Genomic DNA, 18,965 nt, shown 5'->3' on the forward strand with positions numbered 1-18,965 from the left:
ATGGCCGTTGATGAAACACAACCGCTGATTAGCCATCTGATCGAGCTGAGAAAGCGGTTAATAAATAGCATTATCTGTGTGCTGGTCGTGTTCTTGGCGCTGATCTATTTTGCTAATGACATTTATCAGATTGTCTCTGCTCCATTGATCAAACAGCTTCCTGCTGGCGCGAGCATGATTGCTACTGATGTGGCATCGCCTTTCTTTACGCCGATAAAACTTACCATGATTATTTCGGTATTCGTGGCGGCTCCGTTAGTGTTGTATCAAGTGTGGGCATTTGTCGCACCGGCGTTGTATAAGCATGAACGTCGTCTGATGGTTCCACTGTTGGTTTCCAGCAGTTTGTTGTTTTATCTGGGTATGGCATTTGCGTACTTTGTGGTATTCCCACTGGCGTTCAGTTTTTTCGCCCATACGGCACCGAAAGGGGTAATGATTGCAACCGACATTAATAACTACCTCGATTTTGTCATGGCATTATTCATGGCATTTGGTGTGTCATTTGAAGTTCCGGTGGCGATAGTTCTGTTGTGCTGGAGTGGTGTGATTACGCCTCAGGACCTGAAGAAGAAACGTCCTTATGTGCTGGTAGGGGTTTTTGTTGTCGGCATGTTGCTGACTCCACCAGATGTTTTATCCCAGACACTATTGGCGATCCCCATGTATCTGTTGTTTGAAGTCGGTATATTTTGCTCCCGGTTTTATGTTGGTAAGGGACGCCGTCAGGATAACGCCACCACAGAAGACTCTTCACAGTAATTTTACCAGCCCGGTAATTTATCTTACCGGGCCTTGCCTGACTGATTAATCATGTTGCCCTATTTTAAGACCGCAAACATCGTTCTCGTCAGCACACCTCTCAATGAGAGGTTTCGTTTTTTTCATCATCCCTGATTTTTTGGGAACAGAAACGAGGTGGAGAGGATGTTCGATATTGGTGTCAACCTTACCAGTTCTCAGTTTGCCCTGGACCGAGAACAAGTCATTATTCGGGCCCGACAGGCCGGCGTTACCGGGTTGTTAGTGACTGGGAGTAATGCATCAGACAGTGAACATGCCGCCGCGCTGACGACTATTTTTCCTGATTATTGCTGGTCTACGTCGGGTGTTCATCCCCATGAGGCGAGCACCTGGACAGATGGGGTGGCAGAACAGATTTACAGTTTGACACTGCGTGACAAGGTTGTGGCAGTAGGAGAAAGTGGTTTGGACTTTAATCGTAACTTCTCTACTCCATCACAGCAGGAGCGTGCTTTTACCGCTCAACTGGCAATCGCGGCGGAACGATCATTGCCAGTGTTTTTACATTGCCGCGATGCCCATTCCCGCTTTATCAGTCTGTTGACTCCCTGGTTGGATAAGCTTCCTGCGGCCATTGTGCATTGCTTTACGGGTACTCGTCATGAACTGGACGATTGTCTGAATGCTGGATTGATGGTGGGGATCACGGGTTGGGTCTGTGATGAACGTCGTGGCCTGGAACTGCGTGCTTTGCTGGAATATATCCCCGATGATCGGCTATTACTTGAAACCGATGCACCGTATTTGTTACCCCGGGATTTACATCCTAAACCTGCATCCCGCCGTAACGAACCCTGCTTTCTCCCACATATTGTCCGTCAGGTGGCGATCTGGCGCAGTCAGGATGCCAACCTGCTGGGGGAGAGAGTAGATGAAAACGCCCGCCGGGTTTTCCGGCTGGCCTGATTCAGGAGAATAATATATGAGCAATGCTTTTCCCGGTACGTTTCCCGGACGGCGGATGCGCCGTATTCGTCGTCATGATTTCAGCCGTCGCCTGGTGGCTGAACATCAGGTAACCGTGAATGATCTGATCTATCCCGTGTTTGTCATGGAGGGAAATCATGACCGACAGGAAGTCCCTTCCATGCCGGGAGTCTATCGGCTGACAATAGATGAAGTTGTGAAAGAAGCCGAAATCATCTCCAAACTGGGTATCCCTGTTCTGTCGTTATTTCCGGTGATTGAGGCGGATAAAAAATCACTTCACGCCGAGGAATCATATAACCCTAATGGGTTGGTTCAACGCGCGGTGCGCGCCCTCAAAGATGCGGTTCCTGAATTAGGTCTACTGACTGATGTGGCACTCGATCCTTACACCACTCACGGTCAGGATGGCGTCATTGACGAACAGGGTTATGTGGTCAATGACATCACCAAAGAGATACTAGTTCGTCAGGCATTATCCCATGCTGAAGCGGGTGCCGAAATTGTGGCGCCCAGCGATATGATGGATGGGCGTATCGGTGCTATTCGTGAAACCCTGGAAACACGAGGGTTGTTTAACACCCAGATTATGGCGTATTCCGCTAAATATGCTTCCTGTTACTACGGGCCTTTTCGTGATGCATTGGGTTCCTCAGGTAATCTGAAAGGTAGCAATAAAAAAACCTACCAGATGGATCCGGCTAACAGTGATGAAGCATTGCAGGAGATCGCCCAGGATCTGCAGGAAGGGGCCGATATGGTAATGGTAAAACCGGGTATGCCTTATCTGGATGTGGTCCGCCGTGTGAAAGATACGTTTGGTGTTCCCACATTTGCTTATCAGGTTTCAGGGGAATATGCCATGCAGATGGCAGCGATCCAGAATGGGTGGCTGCAGGAGCAGCCGTTGGTAATGGAATCACTGTTGTGTTTTAAACGGGCAGGCGCGGACGGTGTATTGACTTACTTTGCCAAGCGAGTGGCACAGTGGTTACATGATCAGCATCTGGAACGCTAATTGTTTGATGTACCGTCAGAGCCAACGTGCCTCTGGCGGCCTAAATCTTTTTGAATTGCCGGTTATCAATGCTCTGCTTGACCTGTTTGTTCAGCAGATTAAGCAGTAGCATAGAACGTGCTTCTCCATCAGGTTCGGTATAGATAGCCTGCAGCCCACTGAATATGCCCTCCATAATCATTACCTGATCGCCGGGTTGCGGTGTTTTAGGGTCAGTCAAAATCTGGATTTGATATTGAGACAGTTCGTCGATCACATTCTGCGGAATAGTGGCCGGCAATGCACCAAAACGAACAAAATGGCTTACACCACGTGTCGCGCTGATGGTTGTGGTGTGAATCCGTTCGGGATCGAACTCCACAAACAAATAGTTGGGGAATAGCGGTTCGCTGACTTCAATACGCTTCCCTCGCACCATTTTTTCCAGCGTAATCATTGGGCTTAGGCACGTTACTTCCTGGCGCTCCAGGTGCGATCTCGCGCGTAACAATTGACCGCGTTTACAATAAAGCAGATACCAGACTTCCATAATTTCACTATTCTGTTGCGTTATTCTGAGGAGGATAGCAAAAGAAAGCCGGGATAAATAGCGGCACCAGGAGCGACAGCATGTCGAAGAGACTTTATAATAGAGGCACCTTCGACTACTCAGATGATCAGCATGAAATACCGTGACTTACGTGAGTTTCTCTCCTTGCTTGAAGAGAGGGGCGAATTAAAACGCATTAATCAGCCTATTGATCCTTATTTGGAGATGACTGAAATTGCTGATCGTACCCTGCGGGCTGAAGGCCCTGCGCTGCTGTTTGAAAAACCCAAAGGTTATAATATGCCGGTGCTTTGCAACCTGTTTGGTACACCTAAACGTGTTGCAATGGGAATGGGGAAGGAAGATGTCAGCGCATTGCGTGATGTTGGCAAGTTACTGGCTTTTTTGAAAGAACCGGAGCCACCACACGGTTTTCGAGATTTGGTGGATAAACTGCCTACGTTTCGTCAAGTGCTTAATATGCCGACAAAACGTTTATCTGAGGCACCTTGTCAGGAGATTGTATGGCAAGGGGATGACGTGGACTTGAGCCGTATTCCGGTGATGCACTGCTGGCCAGGGGATGCTGCTCCGCTGATCACCTGGGGATTGACGGTCACCCGCGGTCCGTTTAAGGATCGGCTGAATCTGGCTATTTACCGTCAACAGGTATTAGGAAAAAACAAGCTTATTATGCGCTGGTTATCTCATCGTGGCGGTGCGCTGGATTATCAGGAGTGGTGTCAGGAACATCCGGGGAAACGTTTCCCGGTTGCCGTGGCGTTAGGTGCTGACCCGGCGATGATCCTGGCGGCGGTGACACCTGTACCGGATACTCTTTCAGAGTACGCTTTCGCGGGCTTACTGCGTGGTTACAAAACTGAAGTCGTGAAATGTCTGTCCAATGATTTGGATGTTCCCGCCAATGCTGAAATTGTGCTTGAAGGTTATATTGAACCCGGAGAGTTGGCGCTTGAAGGTCCGTATGGCGATCATACCGGTTACTATAACGAGGTGGATAACTTTCCGGTGTTTACCGTCACACATATCACTCAACGGCGGGACGCGATTTACCATTCAACCTATACTGGGCGTCCACCGGATGAACCGGCTGTGATGGGCGTGGCATTGAACGAAGTTTTTGTCCCGATTCTGCAAAAGCAGTTTCCAGAAATTGTTGATTTCTATCTTCCTCCAGAGGGTTGTTCTTACCGTCTGGCGGTGGTTACTATGAAGAAGCAGTATGCCGGACATGCTAAACGGGTAATGATGGGTGTTTGGTCTTTCCTGCGGCAATTTATGTATACCAAGTTTGTTATTGTTTGTGACGATGATATCAATGCCCGCGACTGGAAAGATGTTATCTGGGCGATAACCACGCGCATGGATCCCGCTCGTGATACGCTTCTGGTTGAAAATACACCCATTGATTATCTGGATTTTGCTTCACCGTTTTCTGGATTAGGCTCCAAAATGGGGCTGGATGCTACCAATAAATGGCCAGGCGAAACACAACGTGAATGGGGACATCCAATTATAAAAGATCCTCAGGTATGTGCCCGTGTTGATGCTATCTGGGATGATTTGGCCATTTTTAGTGACAGCGGTAAACGACGTTAATTCGCCATTGCCCTGTTCCCCATTTTGTTTTGATGACCCGATAGAGGGAACGCATGACAACATTGAGCTGTAAAGTGACTTCGGTCGAAGCAATAACTGATACGGTTTTCCGGGTGCGTTTATTGCCTTCAGCCCCTTTTTCCTTCCGTGCTGGTCAGTATTTAATGGTAGTTATGGATGAACGGGATAAACGCCCATTCTCAATGGCTTCCATACCAATGGAAAAGAATTTTATTGAACTGCACATCGGGGCCTCTGAACTGAATCTGTATGCGATGGCGGTAATGGAGCGCATCCTGAAAGAGAAATCCCTGATAGTTGATATTCCTTATGGGGATGCCTGGTTCCGTGAGGAGAGTGATCGCCCATTGATACTGATTGCCGGTGGGACTGGATTTTCTTATACGCGTTCCATTTTGTTAACGGCGCTGGCGCAGCAGCCGGAGCGTTCAATCTCTTTTTATTGGGGCGGTCGTGAGCGCAAGTACCTGTATGATTTGGCTGAGTTGGAATCGCTGGCATCTCAGCATACCAATTTGAAGGTGATTCCGGTTGTTGAGCAACCGGACGAGCATTGGCATGGCCGAGCGGGTACGGTTTTAAGCGCTGTACTACAGGATTTTGGCTCATTGGCCGAGTATGATATCTATATTGCCGGTCGATTTGAGATGGCAAAGATTGCCCGTGAACGTTTCTGCAATGAGCGCGGAGCGCTGGTGGCGCATATGTTCAGTGATGCCTTTGCTTTTATCTGAATCCCCGTTTTTCTGACGGAAAAATATCTTGGCGTAATGTGGATCGGTTATTCAACCGAGATATCTGGCGTTGGGGGAGGTGTCCTTCGTGAACCTCATCCCCATGTTTCTCATAATGGGCTACAAAGTGTAGCGTTTACACCATCAGATACGTTCAAAAACGGTGGCGATACCTTGGCCGAAACCAATACACATGGTGGCTATGCCAAATTGGACATCATGCCGTTCCATCAGATTAATTAGTGTAGTAGAGATACGCGCTCCAGAGCATCCCAGTGGATGACCAAGCGCGATGGCTCCACCGTTGAGGTTTACCTTTTCGTCCATCACATCCAGTAAACCCAGATCTTTTATGCACGGTAACGTTTGTGCAGCAAAGGCTTCATTCAGCTCAAACAGTCCGATATCACTAATGCTCAGCCCGGCGCGTTTCAGTGCCAACTGTGTGGCTGGCACGGGTCCATATCCCATAATAGAGGGTTCGCAACCCACAACGGCCATCGCACGAATGTATGCTCTTGGCGCTAATTCCAGTGCGCTGGCGCGGGATTCACTCATCATCAATATGGCTGCTGCGCCATCGGAAAGCGCGGATGAACTACCTGCAGTTACGGTACCGTTTATCGGGTCAAATACGGGTTTAAGTGCTGCCAGAGTGGCAATGTCGGTATCAGGACGGATGACTTCATCATCTTCAAAACACAGTAAAACCCCATCGGCATTGTGGCCGGTAGTGGGAATGATTTCTTTGTGGAACGCACCGGACTGTGTGGCAGCATAGGCACGCTGATGGGAGCGGGCGGAAAATGCATCCTGCATTTCACGGCTGATATGGTGTACTCGTGCCAGCATCTCTGCTGTCAGCCCCATCATGGCAGCGGCTTTTGCCACCGTTTTGCTCAGACCAGGATGAAAATCCACACCGTGGCTCATAGGCACATGGCCCATATGTTCAACACCACCAATCAGGCAAACCTGGGCATCGCCTACCATAATGGCCCGCGCTGCGTCGTGTAGCGCCTGCATGGAAGAACCACATAAACGGTTAACCGTCACGGCGGGTACGGTATGAGGAATTTCTGCCAGCAGAGCCGCATTACGGGCGATATTAAATCCCTGCTCCAGTGTTTGTTGCACACAGCCCCAGTAAATGTCGTCGATACTATCCGCTTTCAGCGCAGGATTTCGGCTTAACAGACTGCGCATCAGATGTGCAGATAGATCCTCAGATCGTACCTGACGGAATGCTCCCGCTTTGGATCGCCCCATTGGGGTTCTCACAGCGTCAACAATCACTACTTTTTCCATAAATATAGACCTTATGCTGGTTGACGATGGGAGATGTCGGCGTGAGGCGCGACAGTCGGATAATAACCTTCTTTATTTCTGGCTTTTTGCCGCACGCTTTCAGGAATTTGATAGAGCGGCCCCATGTGTGACAGTGGCTGAGCCATCTCCAGATAACGCGCGCTGCCCAGGGTGTCGAAATAGCGGCAGGCTCCACCGTGGAACGCTGGAAATCCCAGGCCATAGATCAGTGCCATATCTGCTTCAGCCGGACTGGCGATCACGTTTTCTTCCAGACAGAGCGCCACTTCGTTAATCATCGGGATCATCAGGCGGGAGACGATCTCTTCGGCACTGAAGCGACGACGTGCCTGACAAACTGTGGCCAGCAGCTCATCAATATTTTCATCGAATTCTTTGTGTGGTTTGCCCTTGTTGTCGGTCTGATAACGATAAAAGCCCACTCCATTTTTTTGACCAAACCGCTGATGTTCAAATAACACGTCAATAACGTCGCGGTAATTTTTGTCCATACGTGAGGGAAAGCCTTCTGCCATAACGGATTGGGCATGGTGGGCTGTATCGATTCCCACGACATCCAGCAGGTATGCCGGTCCCATTGGCCAGCCAAATTGTCGTTCCATCACGTTATCAATTTCACGAAAATCCGCGCCGTCACGCATCAGTAGACTGAAAGCGGCAAGGTAGGGAAACAGGACACGGTTAACGAAAAATCCCGGGCAATCATTCACCACGATAGGGGTTTTCCCCATGTGGAGCGCATAAGCGATAACACGGGAAATGGTTTTTTCGTCAGTTTGCGGACCCCGAATGATTTCTACCAACGGCATCCGGTGAACCGGATTAAAAAAATGCATACCGCAGAAGTTCTGTGGCCGCGTCAGTGCCTGGGCCAGTTTCACAATCGGAATGGTCGAGGTGTTGGACACTATCACTGTATCTTCATGGACGTGGGATTCAGTTTCAGCCAATACGCTGGCCTTCACTTTGGGGTTTTCTACCACGGCTTCGACGACCACATCGGCACGTTCAAAACCGGCGTAATTTAAGGTGGGATGAATACTGGAAAAAATACCCGCCATTTTTACGGCATTGAGCTTTCCGCGTTCCAGTTGCTTATTCAGTAGTTTGGCTGCCTCATTCATACCAAGTGTCAGCGCGGTTTCATTAATATCTTTCATCAGGATAGGAACGCCTTTTAATGCCGATTGGTAGGCGATACCGCCACCCATGATCCCTGCACCTACGACGGCGGCCTCCTCGGGGGCGGAAGTACTCCCCACCTGTTTTTTCGCTGTTCCCTTAACATACTGATCATTCAGAAATACTCCCACCAGAGTATGGGCAGCATCAGTTTGTGTGAGGGCGACAAAGTTATCTGTTTCAACGCGCAGGGCGGCATCACGCGGCAAACCCGCTGCCGCTTCAATGGTTTTTACCGCAGTGATCGGGGCGGGATAATGTTTTCCAGCGGTTTGCATCACCATGGCTTTGGTAGTAGCAAAACTCATGGTGGCTTCAACTTTACCGAGTTTTAGCGGTACCAGTTTGGGCGCGCGATAAGCACGCCAGTTCAACTTTCCTGCAATTGCCTGATGCAACATGAGTAACGCCGCCGCAACCAGTTTATCGTCTGCGACGACGGCATCAACCAGGCCAACTTTCAGTGCTGCTTCAGCACCGATATCTTTACCTGCGGCGATAATATCCAGTGCGCTATCCGCACCCAGCAAACGAGGCAGTCGAACCGTACCGCCAAAGCCGGGCATGATCCCCAACTTCACTTCCGGTAAGCCGATTCGTATATCCGCAGTAGCAATGCGGAAATCAGTTGCCAGCACGCATTCGCAGCCGCCACCCAGAGCATAACCTTTGATGGCAGAAATCGTCGGTACTGGCAAATCCTCCAGGCGGCTGAAAATGTCATTTGCATCCGTCAGCCATTGGTGCAGTTTTTCTTTAGGGGCCGCAAATAAAGAGAGGAATTCGGTAATATCTGCCCCGACAATAAACGCGGGTTTGTCCGAACGCAGTACCAAACCTTTTAGATCATGCTGTAGTGCCAGTATATCCAGAGCAGCACCGAGGCTACTAACTGTCTGTATATCGAGTTTATTAACTGACCCTGTAGCAGAAAATACCAGCTCAGCAATGCTATCTTCAAGCCAGTTAACGTAGAGGTTTTCGCCTTGATAAAGCATCTCTGTCTCCAGATTAAGCAAGTTGGCTGGTATGACCAAACACTAAAATTGTGGATTTGATGTTAATAAAATGCAAATAAGTGATTAATTTTTTGCCGAAAAGATCACAAAGCGTCGGGCAATGCCGTCATTGTGCCACTGTGTTAAAATGAAGAATTCACTGTTATCAATGGAGATTCTGATGGAAACGATGACTTCTCTGTATCAGCAACATTTGGTGACCTTGCAGCAACGTACGCAGGCCGTTTTGGCGCGTCATAATCTTGATGCTTTACTGATTCATTCCGGAGAACTGTTGACGGTGTTTCTGGATGATCATGATTACCCGTTTAAGGTTAACCCACAGTTCAAAGCTTGGTTGCCGGTGACACAAGTACCTAATTGCTGGTTATGGGTGGACGGTGTTAACCCACCAAAGCTGTGGTTTTACTCTCCGGTTGATTACTGGCATAACGTTGCACCGATGCCGGAAAGTTTCTGGACTAATGACATTGATATGACTGTATTGCGTCGCGTTGATGATATCGGTCAATTGTTGCCGACACCACTCCAGCGAGTCGCCTATATCGGCTATGTTCCACAACGTGCACTCACTCTTGGTTTTAATCCGGAAAATATTAATCCGCAAGGTGTGCTGGATTATCTGCATTACTATCGTGCCTATAAAACCGATTATGAACTTGCCTGCATGCGTGAAGCGCAGAAAACGGTGGTTGCAGGTCATCGTGCTGCATATGATGCTTTTCAGTCTGGTATGAGTGAGTTCGATATTAATCTGGCCTATCTGGCGGCCACCGGCCACCGTGACACCGATGTGCCTTACAGTAATATCGTTGCATTAAATGAACATGCCGCTGTATTGCATTACACTCAACTGGAACATCGGGCACCTGCGAAAATCCGTAGTTTCCTGATTGATGCCGGTGCAGAGTACAACGGTTATGCGGCGGATATCACCCGCACTTATTCTGCTCAGAGTGACAATGATTTTGCTGCCTTGGTGAAGGATTTAAACCATGAGCAGCAAGCATTGATTGAAACCATGAAGGTGGGTGTCCGTTACACTGATTACCATCTTCAGATGCATCACCGTATCGCCAGTTTATTGAAAAAACATCAATTGGTGAGTGATATGAGTGAAGAAGCCATAGTTGATGCCGGAATAACCAGCCCGTTCCTGCCACATGGGTTGGGGCATCCGTTAGGATTACAGGTGCATGATGTCGCCGGTTTTATGCAGGACGATACCGGTACATCCCTGGCGGCACCCACTCAGCATCCGTACCTGCGTTGTACCCGGGTTCTTGAACCCCGTATGGTTCTGACAATTGAGCCGGGGCTTTATTTTATCAATTCGCTGTTGGAACCATGGCGTCACGGTAATTTCCGCCAGCATTTTAATTGGCAGAAAATTGATGCATTGCAGCTATTTGGCGGTATTCGCATCGAAGATAATATAGTGATGCATGAGAATCGCGTTGAGAATATAACTCGGGCGTTGAACCTGAACTGATGCTTGTTTATCCAGTTCCTGTCTCTGCAGTCAGCTATAGTGAAGAAGTTAAAAAAAGCCGTTTTATCACAGAATTAAGCGCTACTGACGGTATTGATGCGGCTAAGGCCTTTATTCAAGACATCAGGAAGCATCATCCGGCAGCTGCTCATCACTGCTGGGCATTTATCGCGGGTGCGCCTAATGATTCCCAGCAGCTTGGATTTTCTGATGATGGTGAGCCTGCCGGTACAGCCGGTAAACCTATATTGGCGCAACTGATGGGCAGCGGTGTCGGTGAAATTACCGCTGTTGTCGTGCGCTATTATGGTGGGGTGAAGTTGGGAACCGGAGGTTTGGTAAAGGCTTATGGCGGTGGTGTCCAGCAGGCATTAAAGCTGTTGGTACTAAAACAGAAGATATTGCTGCAAGAGTATCACCTGCAGTGCGAATATTCACTACTACCTCAGGTTGAATCAATAGTGCATTATCTGGGGGGGAAAATAGTATCAAGTGAGTATGGTGCGGACGTTAGGATCCGGCTGGCTCTCCCTGTCCATACTGTAGATGAAGCTGAGATGAGGTTGCGTGATATTAGCCGTGGGGTGTTACATTTACTGTCAATTTCACAATAATTCCAGCGTTGTTTATTGAACCATAAGGAAGACATCTGTAATGCACTTGCGTGCCATAACCCGCATTGTTGGCCTGCTGGTCATACTTTTTTCCGGAACGATGTTTATTCCCGGGTTGGTCGCCCTGATTTATCGTGATGGTGCCGGTCGGGCTTTTACTCAGACATTTATCGTCGCCCTGATCATCGGTCTTATCCTGTGGTTGCCCAATCGCAAGCAAAAGCATGAACTCAAAACCCGCGAGGGATTTTTGATAGTGGTGCTTATCTGGACGGTATTGGGTAGCGTAGGCGCATTGCCTTTTCTCTTCGCCGAACATCCCAGTATGACGGTAACGGATGCTTTCTTTGAGTCTTTTTCCGGTCTGACAACGACAGGTGCAACCACGTTGGTGGGGCTGGATTCGATGCCGAAAGCCATCCTGTTTTATCGGCAAATGCTGCAATGGATGGGGGGGATGGGAATCATTGTGCTGGCAGTGGCTATTCTGCCAATCCTCGGTGTCGGGGGGATGCAGCTTTATCGTGCCGAAATGCCAGGACCATTGAAAGACAACAAGATACGTCCGCGCATTGCTGAAACGGCTAAAACACTGTGGTTGATTTACGTCTTGCTGACCATCATCTGCGCGATATCACTCTGGCTGGCCGGGATGTCGGTGTTTGATGCTATCAGTCATAGCTTTTCAACCATCTCTATTGGTGGATTTTCTACTCATGATGCCAGTATTGGGTATTTCAACAGTCCGACCATTAACACGATCATTGCCGTATTCCTTTTGATTTCAGGTTGTAATTTCAGTCTGCATTTTGCTGTACTCAGTGGTCGAAGCCTTAAAGTCTATTGGCGTGATTCCGAGTTCCGTATGTTTATTAGCGTACAGATATCACTGGTGGTTATCTGTACGCTAATACTGTGGTTCCATGATGTGTATAAAAGCGGTATCGAAACACTCAATCAGGCTTTTTTCCAGGTAGTATCGATGGCAACGACGGCGGGCTTCACTACTGGAAGTTTTTCAAACTGGCCACTGTTTTTGCCTGTTCTGTTACTATGCTCGGCGTTCATCGGTGGCTGTGCCGGTTCTACTGGTGGTGGTCTGAAAGTTATTCGTATTTTGCTGCTGTTTTTACAAGGCTCCCGAGAACTGAAACGCTTAGTGCATCCGAATGCGGTTTATACCATTAAGCTTGGTTATCGAGCGTTACCTGAGCGTATACTCGAAGCCGTATGGGGCTTTTTTTCAGCTTATACGCTGGTATTTATTGTCAGTATGCTGGCTATTATTGCGACTGGCGTCGATGATTTTTCCGCTTTTGCTGCTGTAGCGGCGACATTGAATAACCTCGGGCCTGGGCTGGGTGCGGTAGCTGATAATTTTACTTCCATGAATGACGCTGCAAAGTGGATTTTGATCGTAACAATGTTGTTTGGCCGTCTGGAAGTATTCACACTGCTGGTACTATTTACTCCTACTTTTTGGCGGGAATAACGGAAGAGGACCCGGTACAATGAAAGCGTTAATATTGTTTTCTAGTAGAGATGGGCAAACGAGATCGATAGCCTCTTATATTGCTACCATATTAAAAGGTACGTTGGAGTGTGATGTCGTTAATATCCTCAATACTCATGAAGTCGATATCGGGAAATATGATCAAATCATGATTGGCGCTTCGATACGGTACGGCCATTTTCATCCTTCACTGAAAAAGTTTATTCATCAGCATCTCTCCTTATTGCAGCAAAAACCGAGTGCTTTTTTTTCAGTCAATTTAACTGCCCGCAAACCTGAAAAAAGATCACTACAAACTAATGCTTATACACGTAAGTTTCTGCTACGTTCGCCTTGGCAACCTGACTTGGGAGCTGTCTTCGCTGGTGCATTACGTTATCCGAACTACCGTTGGTTTGACCGCGTGATGATTCAACTGATCATGCACATGACCGGGGGAGAAACGGATAGTACAAAAGAAATCGAATATACTGATTGGGAACAGGTTGCGCGATTTGCTCAAGAATTTGGACAAATAGCACTGAAAAGATCAGCATAACGTGGTTTATTCCCGCGTATCGGTGAAAAAAAACGCACTTGTGATTTTTTTTGCAATTACCCCTTGTCAGGCCAGGAGAAGTGCCTATAATGCGCCTCCACTGACCCGGTGCTGGTGAACAACACAACGCCGAGTCAGGTGGGGAAAAACGAATTATTCGTTGACTCTGCAAGAGGATGGCGTAGCATACGCGACCTCACGTCAGCGGCAGTGCCGCGACGAACGCTCTTTAACAATATAATCAGACAATCTGTGTGGGCACTCACAGGACCCTATCGTAATCAATACGAAAAGACTTGAAGAGTGACTGACAGTAAATTCATTACGAATAAACAGTTATAAATTCTTTGAGCATCGCTTCTTCGGAAGCACATCAAACAAATCTTAAATTGAAGAGTTTGATCATGGCTCAGATTGAACGCTGGCGGCAGGCCTAACACATGCAAGTCGAGCGGCAGCGGGGGGAAGCTTGCTTCCCCGCCGGCGAGCGGCGGACGGGTGAGTAATGTCTGGGGATCTGCCTGATGGAGGGGGATAACTACTGGAAACGGTAGCTAATACCGCATGACGTCGCAAGACCAAAGTGGGGGACCTTCGGGCCTCACGCCATTGGATGAACCCAGATGGGATTAGCTGGTAGGTGAGGTAATGGCTCACCTAGGCGACGATCTCTAGCTGGTCTGAGAGGATGACCAGCCACACTGGAACTGAGACACGGTCCAGACTCCTACGGGAGGCAGCAGTGGGGAATATTGCACAATGGGGGAAACCCTGATGCAGCCATGCCGCGTGTATGAAGAAGGCCTTCGGGTTGTAAAGTACTTTCAGCGGGGAGGAAGGGGAGCACTTTAACAGAGTGTTTCATTGACGTTACCCGCAGAAGAAGCACCGGCTAACTCCGTGCCAGCAGCCGCGGTAATACGGAGGGTGCAAGCGTTAATCGGAATGACTGGGCGTAAAGCGCACGCAGGCGGTCTGTTAAGTTGGATGTGAAATCCCCGGGCTTAACCTGGGAACTGCATTCAAAACTGACAGACTAGAGTCTCGTAGAGGGGGGTAGAATTCCAGGTGTAGCGGTGAAATGCGTAGAGATCTGGAGGAATACCGGTGGCGAAGGCGGCCCCCTGGACGAAGACTGACGCTCAGGTGCGAAAGCGTGGGGAGCAAACAGGATTAGATACCCTGGTAGTCCACGCTGTAAACGATGTCGACTTGAAGGTTGTGGCCTTGAGCCGTGGCTTTCGGAGCTAACGCGTTAAGTCGACCGCCTGGGGAGTACGGCCGCAAGGTTAAAACTCAAATGAATTGACGGGGGCCCGCACAAGCGGTGGAGCATGTGGTTTAATTCGATGCAACGCGAAGAACCTTACCTACTCTTGACATCCTCAGAAGAGACTGGAGACAGTCTTGTGCCTTCGGGAACTGAGAGACAGGTGCTGCATGGCTGTCGTCAGCTCGTGTTGTGAAATGTTGGGTTAAGTCCCGCAACGAGCGCAACCCTTATCCTTTGTTGCCAGCGCGTAATGGCGGGAACTCAAGGGAGACTGCCGGTGATAAACCGGAGGAAGGTGGGGATGACGTCAAGTCATCATGGCCCTTACGAGTAGGGCTACACACGTGCTACAATGGCGCATACAAAGAGAAGCGAACTCGCGAGGGCAAGCGGACCTCATAAAGTGCGTCGTAGTCCGGATTGGAGTCTGCAACTCGACTCCATGAAGTCGGAATCGCTAGTAATCGTAGATCAGAATGCTACGGTGAATACGTTCCCGGGCCTTGTACACACCGCCCGTCACACCATGGGAGTGGGTTGCAAAAGAAGTAGGTAGCTTAACCTTCGGGAGGGCGCTTACCACTTTGTGATTCATGACTGGGGTGAAGTCGTAACAAGGTAACCGTAGGGGAACCTGCGGTTGGATCACCTCCTTACCAAAAGATAGCGGTTATGTGAAGTGTCCACACAGATTGTCTGATGAAGTACGAGCAGAAATACCTTTATAGGCTTGTAGCTCAGGTGGTTAGAGCGCACCCCTGATAAGGGTGAGGTCGGTGGTTCAAGTCCACTCAGGCCTACCAATTTCTTTCCATGCTGTGTTGTGTTTTTGTCACGGACGAGAGTCTGTGTCGAGAATGAGGCCTTGCCTGACGGAAATTTGTGTAAAGGTTTTCATGCGATGGGGCTATAGCTCAGCTGGGAGAGCGCCTGCTTTGCACGCAGGAGGTCTGCGGTTCGATCCCGCATAGCTCCACCATACAAAAAAAGACTTCAGAGTATATTGGCAACAGTATGCTGCGAAGTATTTTGCTCTTTAACAATCTGGAACAAGCTGAAAATTGAAACGATACAGCGAAACCTGGCCTTGATGGCGGGAGTTGGCTGTATCAGAGTCTCTCAAATAATCGCAGCGCGAGGTGGTCTTGCTCTTCATGAAAAAGACACCTTCGGGTTGTGAGGTTAAGCGACTAAGCGTACACGGTGGATGCCTAGGCAGTCAGAGGCGATGAAGGGCGTGCTAATCTGCGAAAAGCGTCGGCAAGGTGATATGAACCGTCATAGCCGACGATACCCGAATGGGGAAACCCAGTGTGTTTCGACACACTATCATGTCATGAATACATAGTGGCATGAGGCGAACCGGGGGAACTGAAACATCTCAGTACCCCGAGGAAAAGAAATCAACCGAGATTCCCCCAGTAGCGGCGAGCGAACGGGGAAGAGCCCAGAACCTGAATCAGTTTGTGCGTCAGTGGAAGCGTCTGGAAAGTCGCACGGTACAGGGTGACAGTCCCGTACACGAAAATGCATGTGCTGTGAGTTCGACGAGTAGGGCGGGACACGAGATATCCTGTCTGAAGATGGGGGGACCATCCTCCAAGGCTAAATACTCCTGACTGACCGATAGTGAACCAGTACCGTGAGGGAAAGGCGAAAAGAACCCCGGCGAGGGGAGTGAAACAGAACCTGAAACCGTGTACGTACAAGCAGTGGGAGCCCCACCACCAAAGCATTCTCTGGTGATGAAGGCACCGCAACAGCAGCATCGCGGTGGCGGCGCGTCTTTTGCGACGCCCAACACACAAAACAGGCGGTGAGTGCTTTGGGGTGGGGTGACTGCGTACCTTTTGTATAATGGGTCAGCGACTTATATTTTGTAGCAAGGTTAACCGAATAGGGGAGCCGCAGGGAAACCGAGTCTTAACTGGGCGTCAAGTTGCAAGGTATAGACCCGAAACCCGGTGATCTAGCCATGGGCAGGTTGAAGGTTGGGTAACACTAACTGGAGGACCGAACCGACTAATGTTGAAAAATTAGCGGATGACTTGTGGCTGGGGGTGAAAGGCCAATCAAACCGGGAGATAGCTGGTTCTCCCCGAAAGCTATTTAGGTAGCGCCTCGTGAAGTCATCTTCGGGGGTAGAGCACTGTTTCGACTAGGGGGCCATCCCGGCTTACCAACTCGATGCAAACTGCGAATACCGAAGAATGTTATCACGGGAGACACACGGCGGGTGCTAACGTCCGTCGTGAAGAGGGAAACAACCCAGACCGCCAGCTAAGGTCCCAAAGTCATGGTTAAGTGGGAAACGATGTGGGAAGGCCCAGACAGCCAGGATGTTGGCTTAGAAGCAGCCATCATTTAAAGAAAGCGTAATAGCTCACTGGTCGAGTCGGCCTGCGCGGAAGATGTAACGGGGCTAAACCATGCACCGAAGCTGCGGCAGCGAACGTATCACCCAAGACAACTTTGCGGAGTTGCATGACGATTGACGGAGCGAAGCGACGTCAACGCGTTCACAACGTCGAGTTGGCTTAGGGATACGTTCGTTGGGTAGGGGAGCGTTCTGTAAGCCGTTGAAGGTGGTCTGTGAGGATTGCTGGAGGTATCAGAAGTGCGAATGCTGACATAAGTAACGATAATGCGGGTGAAAAACCCGCACGCCGGAAGACCAAGGGTTCCTGTCCAACGTTAATCGGGGCAGGGTGAGTCGACCCCTAAGGCGAGGCCGAAAGGCGTAGTCGATGGGAAACAGGTTAATATTCCTGTACTGGGTGTTACTGCGAAGGGGGGACGGAGAAGGCTATGTTGGCCGGGCGACGGTTGTCCCGGTTTAAGCGTGTAGGTGGGTGCTCCAGGCAAATCCGGAGTGCTATTAACGCCGAGGCGTGATGACGAGGCACTACGGTGTCGAAGTGACAAATGCCACGCTTCCAGGAAAAGCCCCTAAGCTCCAGGTAACATCGAATCGTACCCCAAACCGACACAGGTGGTCAGGTAGAGAATACTCAGGCGCTTGAGAGAACTCGGGTGAAGGAACTAGGCAAAATGGTGCCGTAACTTCGGGAGAAGGCACGCTGTGCGAGGTGAAGTCCCTGGCGGACGGAGCGTTGCGCAGTCGCAGATACCAGCTGGCTGCAACTGTTTACTAAAAACACAGCACTGTGCAAACACGAAAGTGGACGTATACGGTGTGACGCCTGCCCGGTGCCGGAAGGTTAATTGATGGGGTAAGCCGCAAGGCGAAGCTCTTGATCGAAGCCCCGGTAAACGGCGGCCGTAACTATAACGGTCCTAAGGTAGCGAAATTCCTTGTCGGGTAAGTTCCGACCTGCACGAATGGCGTAATGATGGCCAGGCTGTCTCCACCCGAGACTCAGTGAAATTGAACTCGCTGTGAAGATGCAGTGTACCCGCGGCAAGACGGAAAGACCCCGTGAACCTTTACTATAGCTTGACACTGAACCTTGAGCCTTGATGTGTAGGATAGGTGGGAGGCTTTGAAGCGTGGACGCCAGTCTGCGTGGAGCCAACCTTGAAATACCACCCTTTGATGTTTGATGTTCTAACGTGGGCCCGTGAACCGGGTTGCGGACAGTGTCTGGTGGGTAGTTTGACTGGGGCGGTCTCCTCCCAAAGAGTAACGGAGGAGTACGAAGGTTAGCTAATCCTGGTCGGACATCAGGAGGTTAGTGCAAAGGCATAAGCTAGCTTGACTGCGAGAGTGACGGCTCGAGCAGGTGCGAAAGCAGGTCTTAGTGATCCGGTGGTTCTGAATGGAAGGGCCATCGCTCAACGGATAAAAGGTACTCCGGGGATAACAGGCTGATACCGCCCAAGAGTTCATATCGACGGCGGTGTTTGGCACCTCGATGTCGGCTCATCACATCCTGGGGCTGAAGTAGGTCCCAAGGGTATGGCTGTTCGCCATTTAAAGTGGTACGCGAGCTGGGTTTAGAACGTCGTGAGACAGTTCGGTCCCTATCTGCCGTGGGCGTTGGAAGATTGAGGGGGTTGCTCCTAGTACGAGAGGACCGGAGTGAACGCACCACTGGTGTACGGGTTGTGATGCCAATTGCATTGCCCGGTAGCTACGTGCGGAAGAGATAACCGCTGAAAGCATCTAAGCGGGAAACTTGCCCCGAGATGAGTCTTCCCTGGGCCTTCAAGGCCCCTGAAGGGACGTTTAAGACGAAGACGTTGATAGGCTGGGTGTGTAAGCGCAGTGATGCGTTGAGCTGACCAGTACTAATGACCCGAGAGGCTTAACCTTACAACACCCAAGGTGTTTTGGAATGAGAGACGAGATATTTTCAGTGATGTTCCGGTATTGGTTCTGATGGTTGCGC

General features: G+C 49.7%; 12 protein-coding genes, 2 tRNA genes and 2 rRNA genes. 13 read left to right on the forward strand and 3 right to left on the reverse strand.

What is annotated here, in order from left to right; translation table 11 throughout:
- From tatC to hemB, 3 genes are all read left to right on the forward strand, one after another.
- A complete protein-coding gene (tatC, locus tag PCO85_01235) occupies nucleotides 1-762 on the forward strand; it encodes a Sec-independent protein translocase subunit TatC (protein ID WJV54147.1) in 762 nt (253 codons plus the stop codon).
- A 165-nt stretch (nucleotides 763-927) separates the two neighbouring features.
- On the forward strand, nucleotides 928-1,710 hold the full coding sequence (gene tatD, locus PCO85_01240) for a 3'-5' ssDNA/RNA exonuclease TatD (protein ID WJV54148.1): 783 nt from the start codon (nucleotides 928-930) through the stop codon (nucleotides 1,708-1,710).
- A gap of 16 nt (nucleotides 1,711-1,726) precedes the next feature.
- The gene (hemB, locus tag PCO85_01245; GenBank protein ID WJV54149.1) at nucleotides 1,727-2,749 is read left to right on the forward strand and encodes a porphobilinogen synthase; all 1,023 of its coding nucleotides are present in this window, start codon (nucleotides 1,727-1,729) and stop codon (nucleotides 2,747-2,749) included.
- Nucleotides 2,750-2,789: 40 nt separating this feature from the next.
- Here hemB and rfaH read toward each other — a convergent pair whose 3' ends face one another.
- Nucleotides 2,790-3,278, reverse strand: a complete 489-nt coding sequence (gene rfaH, locus PCO85_01250; protein ID WJV54150.1) for a transcription/translation regulatory transformer protein RfaH — start codon at nucleotides 3,276-3,278, stop codon at nucleotides 2,790-2,792.
- A gap of 123 nt (nucleotides 3,279-3,401) precedes the next feature.
- On the opposite strand from rfaH, the gene ubiD reads away from it, so the two are divergent.
- Together ubiD and fre are read left to right on the forward strand one after the other, a co-directional pair.
- Entirely contained in the window at nucleotides 3,402-4,898 is a 1,497-nt protein-coding gene (gene ubiD, locus PCO85_01255; protein WJV54151.1) for a 4-hydroxy-3-polyprenylbenzoate decarboxylase, read from the forward strand.
- A 53-nt stretch (nucleotides 4,899-4,951) separates the two neighbouring features.
- Nucleotides 4,952-5,653 (forward strand): NAD(P)H-flavin reductase, encoded by a 702-nt coding sequence (fre, locus tag PCO85_01260; GenBank protein WJV54152.1) that lies wholly within the window; start codon nucleotides 4,952-4,954, stop codon nucleotides 5,651-5,653.
- Nucleotides 5,654-5,797: 144 nt separating this feature from the next.
- On the opposite strand, the gene fadA is transcribed toward fre, so the two are convergent.
- Nucleotides 5,798-6,961, reverse strand: a complete 1,164-nt coding sequence (gene fadA, locus PCO85_01265; protein ID WJV54153.1) for an acetyl-CoA C-acyltransferase FadA — start codon at nucleotides 6,959-6,961, stop codon at nucleotides 5,798-5,800.
- Nucleotides 6,962-6,972: 11 nt separating this feature from the next.
- The gene (gene fadB / locus PCO85_01270; GenBank protein WJV54154.1) at nucleotides 6,973-9,162 is read right to left on the reverse strand and encodes a fatty acid oxidation complex subunit alpha FadB; all 2,190 of its coding nucleotides are present in this window, start codon (nucleotides 9,160-9,162) and stop codon (nucleotides 6,973-6,975) included.
- Nucleotides 9,163-9,343: 181 nt separating this feature from the next.
- On the opposite strand from fadB, the gene pepQ reads away from it, so the two are divergent.
- The 8 genes from pepQ (at nucleotide 9,344) to PCO85_01310 (ending at nucleotide 18,889) form a co-directional block, all read left to right on the forward strand.
- On the forward strand, nucleotides 9,344-10,675 hold the full coding sequence (gene pepQ, locus PCO85_01275; GenBank protein WJV54155.1) for a Xaa-Pro dipeptidase: 1,332 nt from the start codon (nucleotides 9,344-9,346) through the stop codon (nucleotides 10,673-10,675).
- On the forward strand, nucleotides 10,675-11,289 hold the full coding sequence (locus tag PCO85_01280) for an IMPACT family protein (GenBank protein ID WJV54156.1): 615 nt from the start codon (nucleotides 10,675-10,677) through the stop codon (nucleotides 11,287-11,289). The genes pepQ and PCO85_01280 overlap by 1 nt, the downstream gene beginning before the upstream one ends.
- Nucleotides 11,290-11,329: 40 nt before the next feature.
- On the forward strand, nucleotides 11,330-12,781 hold the full coding sequence (gene trkH, locus PCO85_01285; protein WJV54157.1) for a Trk system potassium transporter TrkH: 1,452 nt from the start codon (nucleotides 11,330-11,332) through the stop codon (nucleotides 12,779-12,781).
- 19 nt (nucleotides 12,782-12,800) lie between these two features.
- Nucleotides 12,801-13,340, forward strand: coding sequence for a menaquinone-dependent protoporphyrinogen IX dehydrogenase (hemG, locus tag PCO85_01290; GenBank protein ID WJV54158.1), 540 nt, complete (start codon nucleotides 12,801-12,803; stop codon nucleotides 13,338-13,340).
- A gap of 386 nt (nucleotides 13,341-13,726) precedes the next feature.
- Nucleotides 13,727-15,269, forward strand: a 16S ribosomal RNA gene (locus tag PCO85_01295).
- 70 nt (nucleotides 15,270-15,339) lie between these two features.
- Nucleotides 15,340-15,416 (forward strand) — tRNA-Ile (locus tag PCO85_01300).
- A 100-nt stretch (nucleotides 15,417-15,516) separates the two neighbouring features.
- Nucleotides 15,517-15,592, forward strand: a tRNA-Ala gene (locus PCO85_01305).
- A 201-nt stretch (nucleotides 15,593-15,793) separates the two neighbouring features.
- Nucleotides 15,794-18,889 (forward strand): 23S ribosomal RNA (locus PCO85_01310).
- Together the 16S and 23S rRNA genes with 2 tRNA genes alongside form the textbook arrangement of a ribosomal RNA operon.
- Nucleotides 18,890-18,965: the final 76 nt, after the last annotated feature.

The sequence above is a fragment of the Prodigiosinella aquatilis genome, from assembly GCA_030388725.1.
GTDB lineage: Bacteria > Pseudomonadota > Gammaproteobacteria > Enterobacterales > Enterobacteriaceae > Prodigiosinella > Prodigiosinella aquatilis.